The following is an 18527-nucleotide window of genomic DNA, read 5'->3' on the forward strand; positions in this document are numbered from 1 at the left end:
TGTGGGATATTTACCTCTGCAGTTACCTATTAGGCAGGCTGAAAAGCGGCGAGAGCCGCCTTTCAAGCCAACAGAAACGTAAAGGATGTCCCCGGTTTCAATCGTAAAGGATGTGTCCGTTTCTACACCGATGGGGCCAATCGGTGCAATGAAAGCCTCCGCTCGAACGACATCTCCTTACAGTCGAAACCTACGCATTCTTGCGTAGCGGCCTACGACTACGCCAGAATCCGCCGGCTTGTGCGCCTTACTCCTGGAATCTACCGTCTACCTGTCACTGAGCATCAGTGATCGGGTTTGGTAGCCCGGCTGTGTAGGGTGCAAAGCATCATGATTTGCAGGCGTTCTTGCGTCTCTGCTTTTTATGGTGGTCATGCACAGGGCGCTTTCGGGCGCGCCGGTTTCCTTACACCCCGGTCTACCAACCTGCGCATGGCCGCCACCCTTCGTTTGGTAGCGAGGGTGATGGCTCCTTGTCTTATGGTGTAAGGAGTTTTATCTATGCTCAAAATTACCCCCGATCCTCCGCGCAAACCCAGCCGAACATTCGTCATCGCCCCCGGCCTCGACACCGAAACCCTGTTGGCCCACGCCTGCGAATCCCTCGCCTCGGCCAATGTCATGGCCAGCGATTTCGCCGCACTGCTGGAAGGTTCGCAACGCAGCACAATGCTGGGGATTGCACAGGTGATCATGCTGGGCGAATTGGCGGTGAATCAGGCGTTGGATAATCTCGACCCGCAGGACTGATCGATGTGACGCCCACTGTAGGAGCGAGCTTGCTCGCGATGAACCTGAGAACGCCGCGGGGTGTCAGGATGCCAGCGTTATCGTTGACGACCATCGCGAGCAAGCTCGCTCCTACAGGGGATCGGCGCAAAAAAATGCCCCGCACTTGGCGGGGCATTTTCATGTTCGACGGTTAACGCTTACAGCCCGTCAAGCATCGCCTTGTTACGCACAGCACCCTTGTCGGCACTGGTGGCCAGCAGGGCGTAGGCTTTCAACGCGGTGGTCACTTTGCGTGGACGCACTTCCACCGGTTTCCAGCCTTTCTTGTCCTGCTCGACCCGGCGTGCCGCCAGTTCTTCGTCGCTGACCAACAGGTTGATCGAGCGGTTCGGAATGTCGATCAGCACTTTATCGCCGTCCTGCACCAGACCAATCGCACCACCGGCAGCCGCTTCAGGCGAAGCGTGGCCGATGGACAGGCCCGAAGTGCCGCCGGAGAAACGGCCGTCGGTGAGCAGGGCGCAGGCTTTGCCCAGGCCTTTGGATTTCAGGTACGAAGTCGGGTAGAGCATTTCTTGCATGCCCGGGCCGCCTTTCGGGCCTTCGTAGCGAATGATGACGATGTCGCCTTCCTTCACTTCGTCGGCGAGGATGCCGCGCACGGCGCTGTCCTGGCTTTCGAAGATCTTGGCGTTGCCTTCGAACACGTGGATCGACTCGTCGACGCCGGCGGTTTTCACCACGCAGCCGTCCAGGGCGATGTTGCCGTAGAGAACGGCCAGGCCGCCTTCTTGCGAGTACGCGTGCTCGACACTGCGGATGCAGCCGTTCTCACGGTCGTCGTCCAGGGTTTCCCAACGGGTCGACTGGCTGAACGCGGTTTGCGTCGGGATGCCCGCAGGGCCAGCCTTGAAGAAGTGATGCACGGCTTCATCGTTAGTCTGGGTAATGTCCCACTTGGCGATGGCTTCTTCCATGCTGCGGCTGTGCACGGTCGGCAGCTGGGTGTGCAGCAAGCCGCCACGGGCCAGCGAACCGAGGATGCTGAAGATGCCGCCGGCGCGGTGCACGTCTTCCATGTGGTACTTCTGGATGTTCGGCGCGACCTTGCACAGTTGCGGCACGTGACGGGACAGACGGTCGATGTCGCGCAGGTCGAAATCGATCTCGGCTTCCTGGGCGGCGGCCAGCAAGTGCAGGATGGTGTTGGTGGAACCGCCCATGGCGATGTCCAGGGTCATGGCGTTCTCGAACGCCTGGAAGTTGGCGATGTTGCGCGGCAATACCGACTCGTCGTTATCAAAGTAGTAACGCTTGCACAGTTCGACGATGGTGCGGCCGGCCTGCAGGAACAGCTGCTCGCGGTCGCTGTGGGTGGCCAGGGTCGAACCGTTGCCCGGCAGTGCCAGGCCCAGGGCTTCGACCAGGCAGTTCATCGAGTTGGCGGTGAACATGCCGGAGCACGAACCGCAGGTCGGGCAGGCGCTGCGCTCGTACTCAGCGACTTTCTCGTCAGAAGCGCTGGAGTCGGCGGCGATCACCATGGCGTCGACCAGGTCGAGGCCGTGGGAAGCGAGTTTGGTCTTGCCGGCTTCCATCGGGCCGCCGGATACGAAGATCACCGGGATGTTCAGGCGCAGGGACGCCATCAGCATGCCAGGGGTGATCTTGTCGCAGTTGGAAATGCAGACGATGGCGTCGGCGCAGTGGGCGTTGACCATGTACTCGACGGAGTCGGCGATGATCTCGCGGCTCGGCAGCGAATACAGCATGCCGTCGTGGCCCATGGCGATGCCGTCATCGACAGCGATGGTGTTGAATTCCTTTGCCACGCCGCCAGCGCGTTCGATTTCGCGGGCAACCAGCTGGCCCAGGTCCTTGAGGTGGACGTGGCCCGGTACGAACTGGGTGAAGGAGTTGGCAATGGCGATGATCGGCTTCTTGAAGTCGTCATCTTTCATCCCCGTGGCGCGCCACAGTGCGCGGGCACCGGCCATGTTGCGGCCGTGGGTGGATGTTTTCGAGCGGTAATCAGGCATGAAGCACTCCGGGCGGCTAATCAGGTATCAAAAGGGAAGTGAGCTTCTATTGACGTCTGGAACACTCAGAAATGGCCGCGTGTCCGGAAGTTGCCGATAACTTTGCGGGATCGCCGCGCGCTTCAGCTTGAGCTCATAAACCCGCCGGGGATGACTGGCGATGAATGTTCGCGATTCTACACGGCTGGCGGCTGGAGGGAATGGTCGTAAGCGTGGAGGCAGCATTCACAAGACGTGCGGGCAGGCCTGCGGAACTTCACATGGAACGATTATCTGTAGGAGCGAGCTTGCTCGCGATGAACCAGCGGGCAACGCGTTCATCCAGAATAAACGCGTTATCGTTGACGACCATCGCGAGCGAGCTCGCTCCTACAGTTGGCTGCGTTTCAGAGCCAGATGGCGTCCCATAGCGGATATTTGCCGATATGGTCGACTAGCCCTGCTCGCAATGGGTTGGCAACGATGTATCGGGCTATCGCTTTCAGGTCGTCCTCGTGACGCAGCGCCCGGTCAAAATAACCTTTTTGCCATAGCGTCTCGTGACAGCCTCTCGCTTTGTTGATAGCGCGGGCGCTTCGAGATTTGGTGGCTTGCATCAGTTTCGGCAAATCACCGCTATGCAACTCGACCAGCCAGTGAAAGTGATCGGGCATGATCACCCAGGCAATAGAGGAGGCTTGGCCGTCCTCAGTTGCTTTCCTGAATTCGCTTACCACCGTACGACCCATATGCAAGTCCTTGAAGACGGGTTGTCGCTGGTGGGTGACAGCTGTGAGCAAATAAATCCGGCCGTTTTCCGAGTAGCGACCGGTGCGTAAGTGATGGGCATGGGGTGCGTTGGACATTCCTTGGTCCTCTTCTGCGATTGGAAGAGAAACGGTAGGTGAGGAAGGGGAGCCTGTCGGTCCGACAGTAGTTCCAGATGTGTCTTATATCTGTAGGAGCGAGCTTGCTCGCGATGAACCTACAGACAACGCTGGTTACCAGAAGCGCTGCGTCATTGTTGACGTTTTTCGCGAGCAAGCTCGCTCCTACAAGTCAGCGCCCGATCCTGGTGTTCGTCAGCAAACCCCAAAGACTGAATACGATGTAGCTGACGGCAATGGCGATCAGCAAATTGTCCCCGGCTTGTGCGAGGGCGGCGCTGCTGACGGCCGCGGTGATGAACATGATGCTGTTGCCTGCGGATGCTGCCGTTCCGGCACTGCTTGAGAACAGCAACATGGCTGCGGAAATGGCGGCAGGGCGAACCAGGGTGACTGCCAGAGCACTGATCAGCATCGGTATGAGCAAGGTGATGGTTGTCATCGCCTCATAACGGATGATCAACGCCAACAATACGCCAGCGGCACCCAGTAAACCGAGGCCGATGTTGATTTGCAGAGAGAGGGAAATATGTTTCTGCACAGTGCTGGCAACGACTCCGCCCAGGAAATAGGCGACCCCATACACCATAAGTACCCAAGCGTACTGGTACTCGGACAGTTTCAACTCATCCATGAAGATCAGCGGTGTCACGCTGATCAACGCGAAATAGCAAGCGAACACTAACGCGGCTATCCACCAGTACCGGATGAAGTCTCGATTTCCAACAATGGATTTCAGCGTGCGTAGAACGGAAACGGGTGTTCTTTGATGGTTGACTGCTTTGGAGGGTAGTATCACTTGGGCATGGATAAACATGCCAAGCGCCATGAGCGCAAAACCATAAAAACTTCCCTGCCAGTCAAACGTGGTTTGCAACCATGATCCCAGTAGCGGTGACAGTGCAACAAAGGAACCGCTCAGCGTCATGTAATAAATGCGCACCCGGGCCCGATCCTGTTCTTCGAACAAGTCTTCCACCAATGCGTGACCCAGCACAAAAAAACCACACCCGATTGCCTGCATGATGCGAAATAGCAGGAAGCCCAGATAGTCCGTAGCCAGTGCGCACCCTATAGATCCGAGCGTAGATACAACGATGCAACCAAGAAGAACTTCCTTGCGCCCCCACCTATCTGAGAGTGGGCCGGTTATTAATTGAGAAAACGCAAAAACCAGCGTGAACAGGCTGGTGGATAGGGCGATTTCTGCGGTTGAAGTGTTGAACTCCCCGGCCAAGGCAGGAAAAGAAGGCAGGAGGATATTCAGCGGGAAAAAACTGATTAACGAGATATTGGTAATCAGGATAAAACGCGAGGCCCGTTGGCGTTTCAGGTCGCCACTTAGAGCTGGGTAAGAGGGCTCAGACATTGTTTTTGTTTTCCGGAGTGTTCAAGCGTTCATGCTTGAAACCAGAAACCGATACTAGTCTGAGACGCAGGCAATTCAATCAGAAGCGCTGTAGGAGGCTTCCTGTTTTGATGCCGGGAACCTCTGTAGGAGCGAGCTTGCTCGCGATGAGCCTGAGAGCGCCGTGGGGCGTCAGGTTGCCAGCGTTATCGTTGACGTCCATCGCGAGCAAGCTCGCTCCTACAGGGGTAGGGCTTTAGCTGTTTGGCAGCAACCGGCAAGTAATGCTCTTGATGTAGCGGGTTTCAGCGATAGCAGGGTGAACCGGGTGATCCGGACCCTGGCCGCCGCGCTCGAGCATCTGGATATTGCGGTCCAGGTGGCGGGCGCTGGTCAGCAGGATGTTTTGCAGGTCGTCTTCCGGCAGGTGCATCGAGCAGGAGGCGCTGACCAGGATGCCGTCCTTGGTGAGCAGGCGCATGGCTTGCTCGTTCAGGCGGCGGTAGGCGCCTTCGCCGTTTTTCATGTCTTTCTTGCGTTTGATGAACGCCGGCGGGTCGGCCACGATTACGTCGAAGCGTTCTTCGCTGGCTTTCAGTTCTTTGAGGGCTTCGAACACGTCGCCTTCGATGCAGGTCATTTTCTCGGCGAAACCGTTCAGCGCGGCGTTGCGCTCGACGCCGTCGAGGGCGAAGGCCGAGGCGTCGACGCAGAACACTTCGCTGGCGCCGAATGCAGCGGCTTGTACGCCCCAGCCGCCGATGTAGCTGTACAGGTCCAGTACGCGTTTGCCTTTGGCATACGGTGCCAGGCGGGCACGGTTCATGCGGTGGTCATAGAACCAGCCGGTTTTCTGGCCCTGGATGACCGGTGCTTCGAATTTCACGCCGTTCTCTTCGAGAGCAACCCACTCTGGCACCAGGCCGAACACGGTTTCGACGTAGCGGGTGAGGCCTTCGGCATCACGGGCGGCGGAGTCGTTCTTGAACAGGATGCCGCTTGGCTTGAGCACTTGGGTCAGCGCCGCGATCACGTCGTCCTTGTGGGCTTCCATGGTCGCCGAGGCGATCTGCACCACCAGGATGTCGCCGAAACGGTCAACCACCAGGCCTGGCAGCAGGTCGGAATCGCCGTAGACCAGGCGATAGAACGGCTTCTCGAACAGGCGATCGCGCAGGGACAGGGCCACGTTCAGGCGGTGTACCAGCAGCGACTTGTCCAGCGGCAGCTTGATGTCGCGCGACAGCACACGGGCGCAGATCAGGTTGTTCGGGCTCATGGCGACGATGCCCAGCGGCTTGCCGCCGGCGGCTTCGAGGATCGCCTGGTCGCCGGCCTTGAAACCGTGCAAAGGCGTAGCGGCTACATCGATTTCGTTGCTGTAGACCCACAAGTGACCGTTGCGCAGACGACGGTCGGCGTTGGCTTTGAGGCGCAGGCTAGGCAGGGACATGTCGTCGCTCCGGAAAAAAGAGCGGGAGTATAGCGTGTTGAAGCGTACGCCGGTTCAATGGTGGACATGTGGCGAGGGGGCTTGCCCCCGTTCGGTCGCGAAGCGGCCGTCAAGCAGACGAATGGAGTCTGCCTGACAAACCGCAGGTGCAGATTTCAGGACCGCTTCGCGGCCCAACGGGGGCAAGCCCCCTCGCCACAGAGACTTGTCATGCGATTTGGTATGTCGGATCCAACTTCATAAAGGTTAGAATCACCGTCTGACCCAGAGTGTGCACAAATGTCCCAAGAGCTGACTTCCGAACAGATCCAACAAGCCCTGCAGGGCATCAGCGTACCGGCCCAGCCGCAAATCATGGTGGATTTGCAGATGGAGCAGTACATGCCCGACCCGGATCTGGAAGTCATCGCCAAGCTGATCTCCCAGGATCCGGGGCTTTCCGGTTCCCTGTTGAAGATCGTCAATTCGCCGTATTACGGGCTGAGCAACAAGATTGCCTCGATCCAGCGCGCGGTGAATCTGCTGGGCAGCCGCTCGGTCATCAACCTGATCAACGCGCAGTCGATCAAGGGCGAGATGAATGACGACACCATTGTCACCCTGAACCGTTTCTGGGACACCGCTCAGGACGTGGCCATGACCTGCCTGACCCTGGCCAAGCGCATTGGCATTGAAAATGGCGACGAAGCCTATGCCCTGGGCCTGTTCCACGACTGCGGCGTGCCCTTGATGCTCCAGCGTTTCCCCGACTACATGGGCGTTCTGGAGCAGGCCTATGCCAACGCCAGTGCCGAATGCCGGGTGGTGGATACGGAAAATCAGGTGTTCAATACCAATCATTCGGTGGTTGGCTATTACACGGCCAAGTCGTGGCGCCTGCCGGAGTACGTGAGCGCGGCGATCGCCAATCACCACAATGCGTTGGCGATTTTCAGCGATGAGTCTTCGCGCAACAGTTCATTGAAGAACCTGTTGGCGATCCTGAAGATGGCCGAGCACATTTGCGCGTCGTACCGGGTGCTGGGCAACCAGACCGAAGATCAAGAGTGGAACAGCATCGCGCCGCTGGTGCTCGATTATGTCGGCCTCTCGGACTACGACTTCGAGACCCTCAAGCAGACGATTCGCGACCTCGGCACTCATCGCTGAGTACCGGGCTTTCTTCTTTCAAGAGAGCACCATGCCTGAATTGCCAGAAGTCGAAACCACCCGTCGCGGTATCGCGCCGTACCTGGAAGGCCAGCGCGTCAGCCGGGTGATCGTGCGTGATCGGCGCTTGCGCTGGCCAATTCCCGAAGACCTCGATGTGCGCCTGTCCGGGCAACGCATCGTGTTGGTGGAGCGGCGGGCCAAGTACCTCCTGATCAACGCCGAAGTCGGTACCTTGATCAGCCACTTGGGCATGTCAGGCAACTTGCGCCTGGTGGAAGCCGGGTTGCCGGCGGCCAAGCATGAGCACGTGGACATCGAGCTGGAGTCGGGCCTGGCCCTGCGTTACACCGACCCGCGGCGCTTTGGCGCAATGCTCTGGAGTCTGGATCCGCTCAATCACGAGTTGCTGATCCGCCTGGGGCCGGAGCCGCTGACCGACCTGTTCGACGGCGAGCGTCTGTTCCAGCAGTCCCGTGGCCGTTCGATGGCGGTCAAGCCGTTCATCATGGATAACGCGGTGGTGGTTGGCGTTGGCAATATCTACGCGACTGAAGCGTTGTTCGCCGCGGGGATCGACCCGCGCCGCGAAGCCGGGAGCATTTCCCGGGCGCGTTACTTGAAGCTGGCCATCGAAATCAAGCGCATTCTGGCAGCCGCCATCGAGCGCGGCGGTACCACGTTGCGGGACTTTATCGGTGGTGACGGTCAGCCTGGCTACTTCCAGCAGGAACTGTTCGTGTACGGCCGTGGCGGTGAACACTGCAAGGTCTGTGGCACGGGGCTGCGGGAAGTGAAGCTTGGGCAGCGTGCGAGTGTGTTTTGTCCGCGCTGTCAGAGCTGAAAGTCAGTTAGATTTTCAGTGAGGCTGATGACGCCTTCGCGAGCAAGCCCGCTCCCACATTTGGAATGCATTTCCCCTGTGGGAGCGGGCTTGCTCGCGAAGGTGGCCTGACAGGCGCCGGATGCCTCAAGCCTTGCCGGTAATTTTCCGGTACTTCTCCATCAACTGTTCTTCAGTCTCCGGATGAGCTTCGTCCAGTGGAATGCAATCCACCGGGCAGACCTGCTGGCACTGCGGTTCGTCGTAGTGGCCGACGCACTGGGTGCACAGGTTCGGGTCGATCACGTAGATCTCTTCGCCTTGGGAAATGGCGGCGTTCGGGCACTCGGGTTCGCAGACGTCGCAGTTGATGCAATCGTCGGTGATGATCAGGGACATGCTAACTCCAGCCGGGGCGGCAGGCCCGGGCGTAATAAACCAATGCGCACAATTGTGCCGCATTGGCGCCTGCGTTGCACGCAGGTACGACGTACTGTAGGAGCCAGCCTGCTGGCGATGAAGCCGAGAACGCCGCGGGGTGTCAGGTTTCCCGCGTTATCGTTGACGTCCATCGCGAGCAGGCTCGCTCCTACAGTTTGCGGGGATTATTTCTTAAAGCGTTCGGTCAGTGCGTCCGCCACCACAGGGTGCACGAACTTGGTGATATCGCCGCCCAGGGCTGCGATTTCACGGACCAGCGTCGAGGAAATGAACGAGTAGCGCTCGGACGGGGTCAGGAACAGGCTTTCCACGTCCGGGGCCAGTTGGCGGTTCATGTTGGCCAGCTGGAATTCGTATTCGAAGTCCGACACCGCGCGCAAACCACGCAGGAACACGTTGGCATTCTGCTCTTTGGCGAAGTGCGCCAGCAGCGTCGAGAAACCGACGACTTCAACGTTCGGCAGATGTTTAGTGACCTCGCGCGCCAGTTCCACACGTTGTTCCAGAGGAAACAACGGGTTTTTCTTGGGGCTCGCGGCGACGGCGATGATCACGTGATCGAACAGGCGCGAGGCGCGTTCGACCAGATCGCCATGGCCCTTGGTAATAGGGTCGAAGGTACCTGGGTACAACACTCGGTTCATCGCGTCGTCCTGGCGGGAATCCGTTGGGGAGTCGGATGGTATCGCAGCCTTCCCGGTCGGCCAAGTCGCCTGTTGGGTAAGAAAGCACTATAGACGATGGGAATTATCGTCATTTTCATGGTTTTTTTAAACGTTCGGCCAGGGATGTCGCCAGTTGCGCCGTCAGTCCATAGACCGACAGCTGCGGATTGGCGCCAATGCTGGTGGGGAACAGCGAACCGTCGTGGATCGACAGATTGCCCAGTTGATGATGCCGGCCGAGGCTGTCGGTCACGGCGTTCACCGGGTCTTCACCCATGGCGCAACCGCCCATCACATGGGCACTGCCCAGGCGTGTGCGATACAACTCCAGGCTCAGGCCGTCGATCAGCGTGCGGGCTTCGGCTAGGGTCTTCACGTAGCGGGCGTCGGCGTGCATTGGCATGACAGCCTTGGCGCCACCGGCAAACTGGATCTCGGCCATGGTGTGGAACGCCCGGCGCAATCCATCCCAGGCGTACTGTGATAGTTGGTAATCCAGCACTGGCGTGTCATCGCTGCGCAATTCGACGCTGCCACCGGGGCTGTCCGGGTGAAAACCATCGCGCAGCAACGCGAGCATGGCGTGGGTATGCGGCAGATTGGCCATGTGCTGCGAGTTTTCCTGGCCGAAACCACCCAGCAATGTCGTGGCCAGCGCCGGGTGCAGGGGCGGGACTTCCAGTTTGAAAGACATCTTGCCCGTGGTGCCGTCCTGCCATTGGAAATGGTCCGAATAGATCGACTGCGGCGCGCCGTAGAACGGGTTGACCACTTCGTCGAACAACGCGGCGGACATGTTCACCGGGTGCAGGAACGTACGTTTTCCCAGGCGCTTGTGTGGGTCAGGCGCACTGGAGCGCATCAACAAGGCCGGGCTGTTGATACCGCCACCGGCCAGCACGAAATGCCGTGCCTTGACCGTGATGGTGCGCCCGGTCGGTGCGACGCAGCGCTCATCCATCGCCGAACATTGCAGACCGGTGACCTTGTCGCCGCTGATCGTGAGTTTTTCGGCGCGGGCCAGATAAAGCAGCTCACCGCCTTTTTCCAGGGTAGCTGGAATGGTGGTGACCATCATCGATTGCTTGGCGTTGGTCGGGCAGCCCATGCCGCAGTAGCCGAGGTTCCAGCAGCCGCGTACGTTGCGCGGGATGACGTGCCATGAGTAATTCAGTGCTTCGCAGCCCTTGCGGATCACGTCATTGTTGGCGTTGGGCGGCACCATCCACGGCGCGACGCCCAGGCGCTGCTCCATTTTTTCGAACCACGGCGCCATGTCCGTCGGGCTGTGACCCTTGACGTTGTGTTCTTTGGCCCAGTGTTCCAGGGTCGGCTCCGGCGTGCGGAAACTGGAGGTCCAGTTGATCAGCGTGGTGCCGCCCACCGCCCGGCCTTGCAGGATGGTGATCGCGCCGTCCTTGCTCATGCGGCCGATGCCTTCCTGGTAAAGGCTGGCGTAGGCCTGGTCTTCGAGCATCTTGAAGTCGCTGCTGGTCTTGAGCGGGCCTTCCTCGATCAGCAGCACCTTGTAGCCGGCCGCGCTGAGGATTTCAGCGGTGGTGCCGCCGCCGGCACCGCTGCCGATGATCGCCACGTCCGCTTCGAGTGTCAGGTCCTGGGTCAGTTGCGAGCCGTTGTAGGTTTTCCAGCCTCGGGCCATGCCTTCGCGGAACGGATCGGGTACGGGCATCTTCGGGTTCTCTTTTTATTATGGTTAGGTTCTGTGGTGATGCGACCGACGCCTTCGCGAGCAAGCCCGCTCCACAGGGTCATGCGGTCAATGTGGGAGCGGGCTTGCTCGCGAAGGCGTCGACTCGGTATCAAACGGTAGGCGGCCCGGGATACCCACAATGCGCCCACGATTCCTTGCGGCCGTACCAGGCCATCATCACCAGTTGCAGCAAGGAACTGTGGCCCATGCGCAACAGGCTCAACGAGCTGTTTTCCCAGCGATCGAGAAAGCGCCGAATATCGTCGGCGCTGGCGTTTTCCCAGCTGCCCCAGATTCCGGTCAGCGGTCCGCGAGTCACGGCCATGCCCAGTACATCGAACAGTTGCTGGGTCAGCTTGAGCATTTCCGGCGACAGGTGGGCGAGGTTGTAATCCAGGCTTTTCAGTGTGCCTTCGACCGCCTCGGGCCTCCGTTCGGAGGGCGCCGCACCCTCGAGCATGACCGGAATCAACGCCCGTAAAAACGGCAGATCGCCGCTGCGCAGTGTGACGAAACCACTGGCTGGCGCACTCGGCGAACAACCGCTGAGGCTGGCTCCGAGCCCGGCGGTAGCGAGGAAAGCTGTGGCACCGAGGCTGAATTTAAGCAGCCCGCGCCGTGACAGCGCGGGTGTATCGGACAGGCTGGGGGTCATTATTGTTATTACCCGACTGTGATGATTGTTAGCGGATGAACAGCTTCTGGATCAGCTTTTGAATCGACTTGCCGTACGGCGGGTAGATCAGTTTCGCCGCGTTGAACCGCTGTTTGATCAGCACGCCCTTGGCCTTGCTGAAGGTCAGGAAGCCTTCATGGCCATGGTAATGACCCATGCCCGAGGCACCGATGCCGCCGAACGGCATGTCGTCCTGGGCAACGTGCAGCAGGGTGTCGTTCAGGCACACACCGCCGGAATGGGTTTCGTGCAGCACGCGCTGTTGTTCGCGCTTGTCGTAGCCGAAGTAATACAGCGCCAGTGGGCGAGGGCGCTGGTTGATGTAGGCAAACGCCTGATCCAGATCCTTGTACGGCACGATCGGCAGCAGTGGCCCGAAGATCTCGTCCTGCATCACCGTCATGTCGTCAGTGACATTGAGCAGCAGGCTATGGCTCATGCGGCGGCCTTGACCCTGGTCGAACAGCGGCATCAGCAACGCACCCTTGCTGGTGGCATCGCTGACGTAGCCGTTGAGGCGCGCCAGTTGGCGCTCATTGATGATCGCGGTGTAGTCCGGGTTGTCGGCGAGTGTCGGATAAAAACTGCGGACGGCGGTGCGATAGGCCTCGACGAAACCACCGACGCGATCCTCCGGCACCAGCACATAATCCGGGGCCACGCAGGTCTGGCCGGCGTTCAGGGTCTTGCCGAAGGCGATGCGCTCGGCGGCGTCCTTGAGCGGTACATCCTGGGAAACGATGGCCGGGGACTTGCCGCCCAACTCAAGGGTTACCGGGGTCAGGTTTTCAGCAGCGGCGCGCATCACGTGTTTGCCGATGCTGGTGGCGCCAGTGAACAGCAGGTGATCGAACGGCAGCCGCGAGAAGGCCACGCCCATATCAGCCTCGCCCAGCACCACGCAAACCAGGTCTTCGGGGAAGATACGCGCCAGCAGTTGCTTCATCAGCAGACCGGTCGCGGGGGTCGACTCACTGAGCTTGAGCATCACCCGATTGCCTGCGGACAGCGCGCCGACCAGCGGACCGATGGCCAGGTAGAGCGGGTAGTTCCACGGCACGATGACCCCGACCACGCCCAGCGGTTGGTAAACGACTTTGGCAGAGGCGGGCTGGAAAGCGGCGCCAACCTTGCGTCGCGAGGCTCGCATCCAGCCCTTGAGGTGTTTGCTGGCGTAATGGATGCCGTGCAGGCTGGGCATCAGTTCGGCGAGCAGGGTTTCATCGGCGCTGCGATGGCTGAAGTCCTGGCTGATCGCATCGATCAGGGCCTGGCGTTCATTGTTCAATAAATCCTTCAGCGCCTTGAGCCATTGCTGACGCTGCGCGGCGGGTGGCATCGGGTTGACGGCGTACGCGGCACGCTGGGCGTCGAACAGAGCCTGAAGCTCTTCCAGCGGCTGCTGTAGGTTCTGCAGGTAGGAAATTTCAGCAGTCATGGTCGGCTCCGGATTTATTGTAATGAAGCACTTTTTAGAGTCTATGCTCTAGAAAGTCAAATGACATCCTGGAACAGCTTTGTTTTATCCGCTCGCGGATAGATCTAAGATGCCCGTCAACGCACTCTGAATTAAAGCTCAAGCCATGGCCCCACGGATCAAAACCAGCGAGCGCATCGTGCAGAACAGCCTGGAGCTGTTCAACCAGCAGGGCGAGCGCAGCATCAGTACCAACCACATTGCTGCCCATATGGAAATTTCCCCGGGCAACCTGTACTACCACTTCCCTAACAAGCAGGCGATCATCGCCGTTTTGTTCAGCGAGTACGAAAGCCTGGTGGACAGCTTCCTGCGCCCGCCCCAGGGCCGTGCCGCCACGGTGGAAGACAAACGCTTCTACCTCAAGGAGCTGCTGTCGGCGATGTGGCGCTACCGGTTTCTGCATCGCGATCTCGAACATTTGCTCGATAGCGACCCCGAGCTGGCCGACCGCTATCGACGCTTTTCCCAGCGTTGCCTGATCCAGGGTGGGGCGATCTACGAAGGTTTTGTCGCCGCCGGCATTTTGAAAATGGACAAGGTGCAGATCGAATCCCTGACCCTCAATGCCTGGATCATCCTCACGTCATGGGTGCGCTTCCTGTGCACCACGCGGGAGAACTCCAGTCACTTGAGCGAACAGGCCATTAAACGCGGGGTTTATCAGGTTCTGGTGCTGGAAGCGGGGTTCGTCACGGATCAGTCCCGCGATGCGGTCAACGCCTTGTTCGAAGAGTTTTACGTGCCCCTGGCCCAGGCACTGGAAGAAGTACAGTAGGATCAAGACCGACTTAATCACAGGAGCCCGTTATGCCCATTGCGCAACTGATCAGCCCGCAAGCACTGGACCTGAAAAAGGACCAGCCGGGGCTGGTGATTCTGGATTGTCGTTTTGCTCTCGAAGACCCGGATTACGGCCAGCGCAGCTATGCCGAAGGGCACATCGCCGGTTCGCGCTATGCCGACCTTGAGCGTGATCTGAGTGGCGCCGTGGTCAAGGGCGTGACCGGGCGTCATCCGTTACCCGAGCCGGCGCAATTGATCGAGCGCCTGCAAGCCTGGGGCGTCAACGCCGATAGCGAAGTGGTGCTGTATGACGACGGTCCGGGTGCCTATGCGGCGCGGGCCTGGTGGTTGCTGGCCTGGCTGGGCAAGCGTGACGGTGTATTCATCCTCGATGGCGGGCTCAAGGCCTGGCACGCAGCCGGTTTGCCGCTGAGCCTGGATGCGCCGGCGATCCTCCGTGGTTCCTTCACTGGCAAGCCTGACACGGCGTTGCTGATCAGTGCCGAGCAATTGCAAAAGCGCCTCTCCCGGCCGGAACTGACCCTGCTCGATGCCCGCGCATTGCCGCGTTTCAAGGGCGAAGTGGAGCCGATCGATCCAGTGGCCGGACACATTCCCGGTGCCCAGTGTGCGGCGTTTACCGACAACCTGGGCAGTGACGGTCGCTTCCTGCCGGCCGATCAACTCAAGCAGCGCTTTGCCGCCAAACTGGGCGATCGTTCGCCGAATGATCTGGTGGCGTACTGCGGTTCCGGCGTGACGGCGTGCCACAACCTGTTTGCGTTGTGCCTGGCCGGTTATCCGTTGGGTTCGTTGTATGCCGGGTCGTGGAGCGAGTGGATCAACGAACCTGCGCGGGGCATCGCCACTGGCGAGTAAACACAATTCCCCTGTAGGAGCTGGCTTGCCAGCGATAGGGGCGACGCGGAGCTTCAGATAGACCGCGTCACCGTTCATCGCTGGCAAGCCAGCTCCTACAGGTGCGCGCGTTCATTCCCTGAGTGATTGCCGGGCTGTGCGATACGCCCCCGGCCCAACCCCATACACCTGCTTGAACTGCCGGCTCAGGTGACTCTGGTCGGCAAACCCCAGTTGCATCGCGACTTCCAGCGGCAGACAACCACTTTGCAGCAACGCCCGGGCCCGGGCGATGCGTTGTTGCATCAGCCATGTGTGCGGCGGCATGCCGGTGGCCCGGCGGAACACCCGGGTGAAATGGAATGGCGAGAGATTGACCGCCGCCGCCAGTGCCTCCAGTGAGGGCGGTGCCGCCAGTTGTGCGTGCAGCAACTCCTTGGCCAGGCTCACGGCCCGGTGTTCCTTGCCAGGTTGGCCTGCATCGGGCACTGCTGCATGACGTTGCAACAGCGACAGCACCAGTTCCCGCCAGACCGTTTGTTGCTGCAATGCGGTGGCCGGGCTTTCCAGCAGGCGGTGGAGCTGGCAGAAGCCGTTCACCAGATCCTGATCGCGATACAGCGTGGCGCCGAAGGCCGGCAAGTGGTGGGTTGGCAGTTCGAGTTCATCCAGCAGCGAAGTTATCTGCCTGCTGTCCGGATAAAACGCCCGGTACAGCCAGCCATCCTCGGTGCCTTTGTGGCCGGTGTGCAGTTCATCGGGGTTGATTAGCACCAGCGTGCCGCTGCCCGCCAGGTGTTCGACACCGCGATAGCGATAACGTTGGGCGCCGGCCATGATCATGCCGATCACATAGCCGTCATGTACGTGGGGGGCGAAACGATGATCGATGTAACGGGCGGACAACAACTCGACCCCGGCCAGCGGCGGGGTTTGCCAGAAGTGGATGGACTCGCCCTGGTCAGCATCCATGATTCAAGCGCGCTCCATGGCGGCCAGCCACTCGGGGATGCGCCGTTCCAGGTAGTAACCCGGTTGCCTGAGCGTACCGTCGACGAAGCCGACATGCCCGCCCTTGGCTTGCAGTTCGAATTGCGTGCAAGCGGACAGTTCATCGATGTGCGGCAGGCTGTGGGGGAACACGAAGGGGTCGTCCGCGGCCTGAATCATCAAGGTCGGCGTACGAATTTCGCCAAGGAAATAGCGGCTGGAAGCGCGGCGATAGTAATCCTCGGCATCGGCGAAACCGTGCAGTGGTGCGGTGACGCGTCCGTCGAAATCCCAGAACGTGCGCATGTTTTCCAGTGATCCGAGGGCCGCCAGGGCTGCCAGTCCCTCTTCGCGTCCGTCGTGCTGGAACTGTCGCTGTTTGTTCTTGATGTAGGCGACCATCTCGCGCATGAAGTGCGCCTGGTAAATTTTCGAGAAGCCCTGGCCGATGCGATCGGCGCACTGGTCCAGGCGGAACGGCACCGACACCGCCACGGCAGCCATCACGCCGCTGTCGGTGCCAGTCTCGCCCAAATGCTTGAGCAGGACGTTACCGCCCAGGGAGTAACCCACCGCATACAGTGGCGCGAGAGGCCGTTTGGCGCGCAAATGCCGGATGGTTTCGGCCAGGTCTTCGCTGGCACCGGAATGGTAGCTGCGTGGCAACAGATTGGGCTCACCCGAACAGCCCCGCCAGTTCAGCGCGACGCTGGCCCAGCCCCGGTCACCCAGGGTCTTTTGCATGCCGGCCACGTAAGGCGAATTCGACGAACCGGTGAGCCCGTGCAACACCAGCACCAAGGGAGCCTCGGCGCTGTGCGGACCGTGCCAGTCGAGGTCGAGAAAATCGCCATCTTCAAGCCACAGGCGTTCGCGCTCGCGGGCGATGTGCACGGTTTTACGCCACAGCGGCCCCCACAAGGTTTGCAAGTGCGGGTTGCCAATGCCGAAGGCGGGGGTGAACGGTAGTGGTTGGGCTATTGCGGAGTGCGGGTGCACAGCGGTTCTCGGAGAAAGTGCTCATGAGTCTGCCCGAAGACGCGGCGGGACAGAGCCGCGACCGCGTCGTCGCGAGTAACTAACTTGCCACAATCTCTTCAGGTGCGCGACCCATGGCGTTGGTTGTGCTTTCGATTGGAGCTGGCAACGCTTGTTGATCTGTCTTCGGCCCCAGGATGACAACGCGCCATTGGTCGGCGTGGTGATGTCGCTTGAGGGCATTCTTGACTGATGCGAGGTTCAGCTCCAGGGCGGCTTGTATGGAAAAGTCGAGATCCAGCGGCAGATTGTGGATGCTGATGTTGTGCAGTCGGCTCAAAATCTGTGCATTGGTGGCGCGGCCCAATGGAGCGCTACCGGCCAGATGCTGCTGGATGTCGTCGAGTTCCTGTTGGGTCGGCCCTTGAGCGAGGAAGTCGCTGAACATCGACTTGATATGGCCCAGCACGGCATCGGCCTGATCCGGTCGGGTCTGCAAGTTAATGCTCAGAATCCCTTTTGCCTGAAGGGATGAGAGGTCGGCTTCAACGTGGTAGGTCAGGCCTCGGCGTTCACGAAGTTCATTAGTCAGGCGTTTGGTGAAAACCTGCGTAGCCATCTGCAGTGCGAGGTAGTCCGAACTGCTGCGCAGGACACTTGGCTGGGCAAGGTACAAGTAAGCCTGGGTTGATGGTCGCTCGACACGCAGCAGATCCGGAGCGGCTGGACTTGTCACAGACTGGATCGCGGCAGTGGCCGGTCCCAGGGGCAAGGCCGCGGATATCTGCGCGCCGATGCGCTGGGCTTCTTCCTCGGTGAGATCACCGACCAGTGTGATCTGGGCATTGCCCGCGGCATAAGCCGTGCGATGAAAGTCTTGCACCTGGGTGCGGGTGATGGAGGCTAGTCCGGCCCGGGTTCCGTAGAGAGACTGAGCATAACTGTGTTCGGGAAATAGCTGGCCGAGATTGGCTTCTCGGGCTTGAGCTGCATGCGACTGATCTTCACGGTCCAGTAAGTACTGCATTTCGGATTTCACCCTAGGCAGGGACTCTTGCGGCAACAGCGGTTTGCCGAGTACTTGGGCAAACAATTCCAGGGCTGGAGCGCGTCGGGCTTCGTTGCTGAGGCTGCGCAGAGAAAAAAGGGTCCGATCCTGGTTGATGTCCATTGTCACCCTTGCACCCAGATTATCGAAGGTCGCTTGTATGGCGTTGACGTCCTTGCCCGTCACGCCTTCATTCAAAAGACTGAAGGTCACCGCGGCCAGGCCGGGTTGATGCGGCGTGTGGGCGCTGCCGGCGGCAAAGCTCACAAGGGCATCAAACATCGGCAGGCCAGGGATGCGGATGAACAGGATCTTCGTTCCGTTGAGTGTTTTGTAACCCTTGATCGACAGCGTACGGTGGATCGCCGGAGTCTGTGGTTCATTGAGCGATTGCAGCGTTGGTTTCTGGGGTGCCGTGGTTGCAGCGGCAAGGGCCTGTGTACTCAACAGCATGCCGGCCAGAATCAATCCATTGATCAGGCCTTTG

General features: G+C 59.9%; 17 protein-coding genes. 5 read left to right on the forward strand and 12 right to left on the reverse strand.

What is annotated here, in order from left to right:
* The first annotated feature begins 501 nt into the window (after positions 1 to 501).
* Positions 502 to 750 carry a DUF6124 family protein gene (locus tag KGA88_RS06165; protein WP_110660892.1) on the forward strand — a complete coding sequence of 83 codons (249 nt, stop codon included), beginning with the start codon at positions 502 to 504 and terminating at the stop codon, positions 748 to 750.
* 179 nt (positions 751 to 929) lie between these two features.
* Here KGA88_RS06165 and ilvD read toward each other — a convergent pair whose 3' ends face one another.
* The 4 genes from ilvD to KGA88_RS06185 form a co-directional block, all read right to left on the reverse strand.
* Positions 930 to 2771: a dihydroxy-acid dehydratase gene (gene ilvD / locus KGA88_RS06170; RefSeq protein WP_223589629.1), complete on the reverse strand. Its 1842-nt coding sequence runs from the start codon at positions 2769 to 2771 to the stop codon at positions 930 to 932.
* A gap of 386 nt (positions 2772 to 3157) precedes the next feature.
* Complete coding sequence (locus KGA88_RS06175) at positions 3158 to 3616, reverse strand: REP-associated tyrosine transposase (RefSeq protein WP_223589632.1); 459 nt, start codon at positions 3614 to 3616, stop codon at positions 3158 to 3160.
* A 193-nt stretch (positions 3617 to 3809) separates the two neighbouring features.
* The gene (locus KGA88_RS06180) at positions 3810 to 5006 is read right to left on the reverse strand and encodes an MFS transporter (RefSeq protein ID WP_223589634.1); all 1197 of its coding nucleotides are present in this window, start codon (positions 5004 to 5006) and stop codon (positions 3810 to 3812) included.
* 235 nt (positions 5007 to 5241) lie between these two features.
* Positions 5242 to 6438: a class I SAM-dependent rRNA methyltransferase gene (locus KGA88_RS06185; protein ID WP_223589636.1), complete on the reverse strand. Its 1197-nt coding sequence runs from the start codon at positions 6436 to 6438 to the stop codon at positions 5242 to 5244.
* A gap of 279 nt (positions 6439 to 6717) precedes the next feature.
* Here KGA88_RS06185 and KGA88_RS06190 point away from each other — a divergent pair, with 279 nt between their 5' ends.
* Positions 6718 to 7587, forward strand: coding sequence for an HDOD domain-containing protein (locus KGA88_RS06190; RefSeq protein ID WP_223589638.1), 870 nt, complete (start codon positions 6718 to 6720; stop codon positions 7585 to 7587).
* 31 nt (positions 7588 to 7618) lie between these two features.
* Positions 7619 to 8431: a bifunctional DNA-formamidopyrimidine glycosylase/DNA-(apurinic or apyrimidinic site) lyase gene (mutM, locus tag KGA88_RS06195; RefSeq protein WP_110662736.1), complete on the forward strand. Its 813-nt coding sequence runs from the start codon at positions 7619 to 7621 to the stop codon at positions 8429 to 8431.
* 126 nt (positions 8432 to 8557) lie between these two features.
* On the opposite strand, the gene KGA88_RS06200 is transcribed toward mutM, so the two are convergent.
* The 5 genes from KGA88_RS06200 to KGA88_RS06220 form a co-directional block, all read right to left on the reverse strand.
* Positions 8558 to 8809, reverse strand: coding sequence for a YfhL family 4Fe-4S dicluster ferredoxin (locus KGA88_RS06200; RefSeq protein ID WP_003195146.1), 252 nt, complete (start codon positions 8807 to 8809; stop codon positions 8558 to 8560).
* 206 nt (positions 8810 to 9015) lie between these two features.
* A complete protein-coding gene (gene coaD, locus KGA88_RS06205) occupies positions 9016 to 9495 on the reverse strand; it encodes a pantetheine-phosphate adenylyltransferase (protein WP_007939322.1) in 480 nt (159 codons plus the stop codon).
* 115 nt (positions 9496 to 9610) lie between these two features.
* Positions 9611 to 11206, reverse strand: coding sequence for a GMC family oxidoreductase (locus KGA88_RS06210; RefSeq protein WP_223589640.1), 1596 nt, complete (start codon positions 11204 to 11206; stop codon positions 9611 to 9613).
* Positions 11207 to 11336: 130 nt separating this feature from the next.
* Complete coding sequence (locus KGA88_RS06215; RefSeq protein ID WP_110660802.1) at positions 11337 to 11882, reverse strand: twin-arginine translocation pathway signal protein; 546 nt, start codon at positions 11880 to 11882, stop codon at positions 11337 to 11339.
* Between the two features lie 28 nt (positions 11883 to 11910).
* On the reverse strand, positions 11911 to 13341 hold the full coding sequence (locus KGA88_RS06220; RefSeq protein ID WP_223589643.1) for a coniferyl aldehyde dehydrogenase: 1431 nt from the start codon (positions 13339 to 13341) through the stop codon (positions 11911 to 11913).
* Between the two features lie 145 nt (positions 13342 to 13486).
* Between KGA88_RS06220 and KGA88_RS06225 the strand changes: the two genes are divergently transcribed.
* A complete protein-coding gene (locus KGA88_RS06225; RefSeq protein WP_103395789.1) occupies positions 13487 to 14158 on the forward strand; it encodes a TetR/AcrR family transcriptional regulator in 672 nt (223 codons plus the stop codon).
* 32 nt (positions 14159 to 14190) lie between these two features.
* Complete coding sequence (locus KGA88_RS06230; protein WP_223589647.1) at positions 14191 to 15045, forward strand: sulfurtransferase; 855 nt, start codon at positions 14191 to 14193, stop codon at positions 15043 to 15045.
* Positions 15046 to 15156: 111 nt separating this feature from the next.
* Here the strand turns inward: KGA88_RS06230 and KGA88_RS06235 are convergent, their stop codons facing one another.
* The 3 genes from KGA88_RS06235 to KGA88_RS06245 form a co-directional block, all read right to left on the reverse strand.
* On the reverse strand, positions 15157 to 15996 hold the full coding sequence (locus KGA88_RS06235) for an AraC family transcriptional regulator (protein WP_223589650.1): 840 nt from the start codon (positions 15994 to 15996) through the stop codon (positions 15157 to 15159).
* Between the two features lie 3 nt (positions 15997 to 15999).
* A complete protein-coding gene (locus tag KGA88_RS06240; protein WP_223589652.1) occupies positions 16000 to 17013 on the reverse strand; it encodes a hydrolase in 1014 nt (337 codons plus the stop codon).
* Between the two features lie 79 nt (positions 17014 to 17092).
* The gene (locus KGA88_RS06245) at positions 17093 to 18508 is read right to left on the reverse strand and encodes a M16 family metallopeptidase (RefSeq protein WP_223589655.1); all 1416 of its coding nucleotides are present in this window, start codon (positions 18506 to 18508) and stop codon (positions 17093 to 17095) included.
* Between the last annotated feature and the right edge of the window lie 19 nt (positions 18509 to 18527).

Origin of the sequence: Pseudomonas sp. A-R-19, from assembly GCF_019956575.1 — a bacterium.
Lineage (GTDB): Bacteria > Pseudomonadota > Gammaproteobacteria > Pseudomonadales > Pseudomonadaceae > Aquipseudomonas.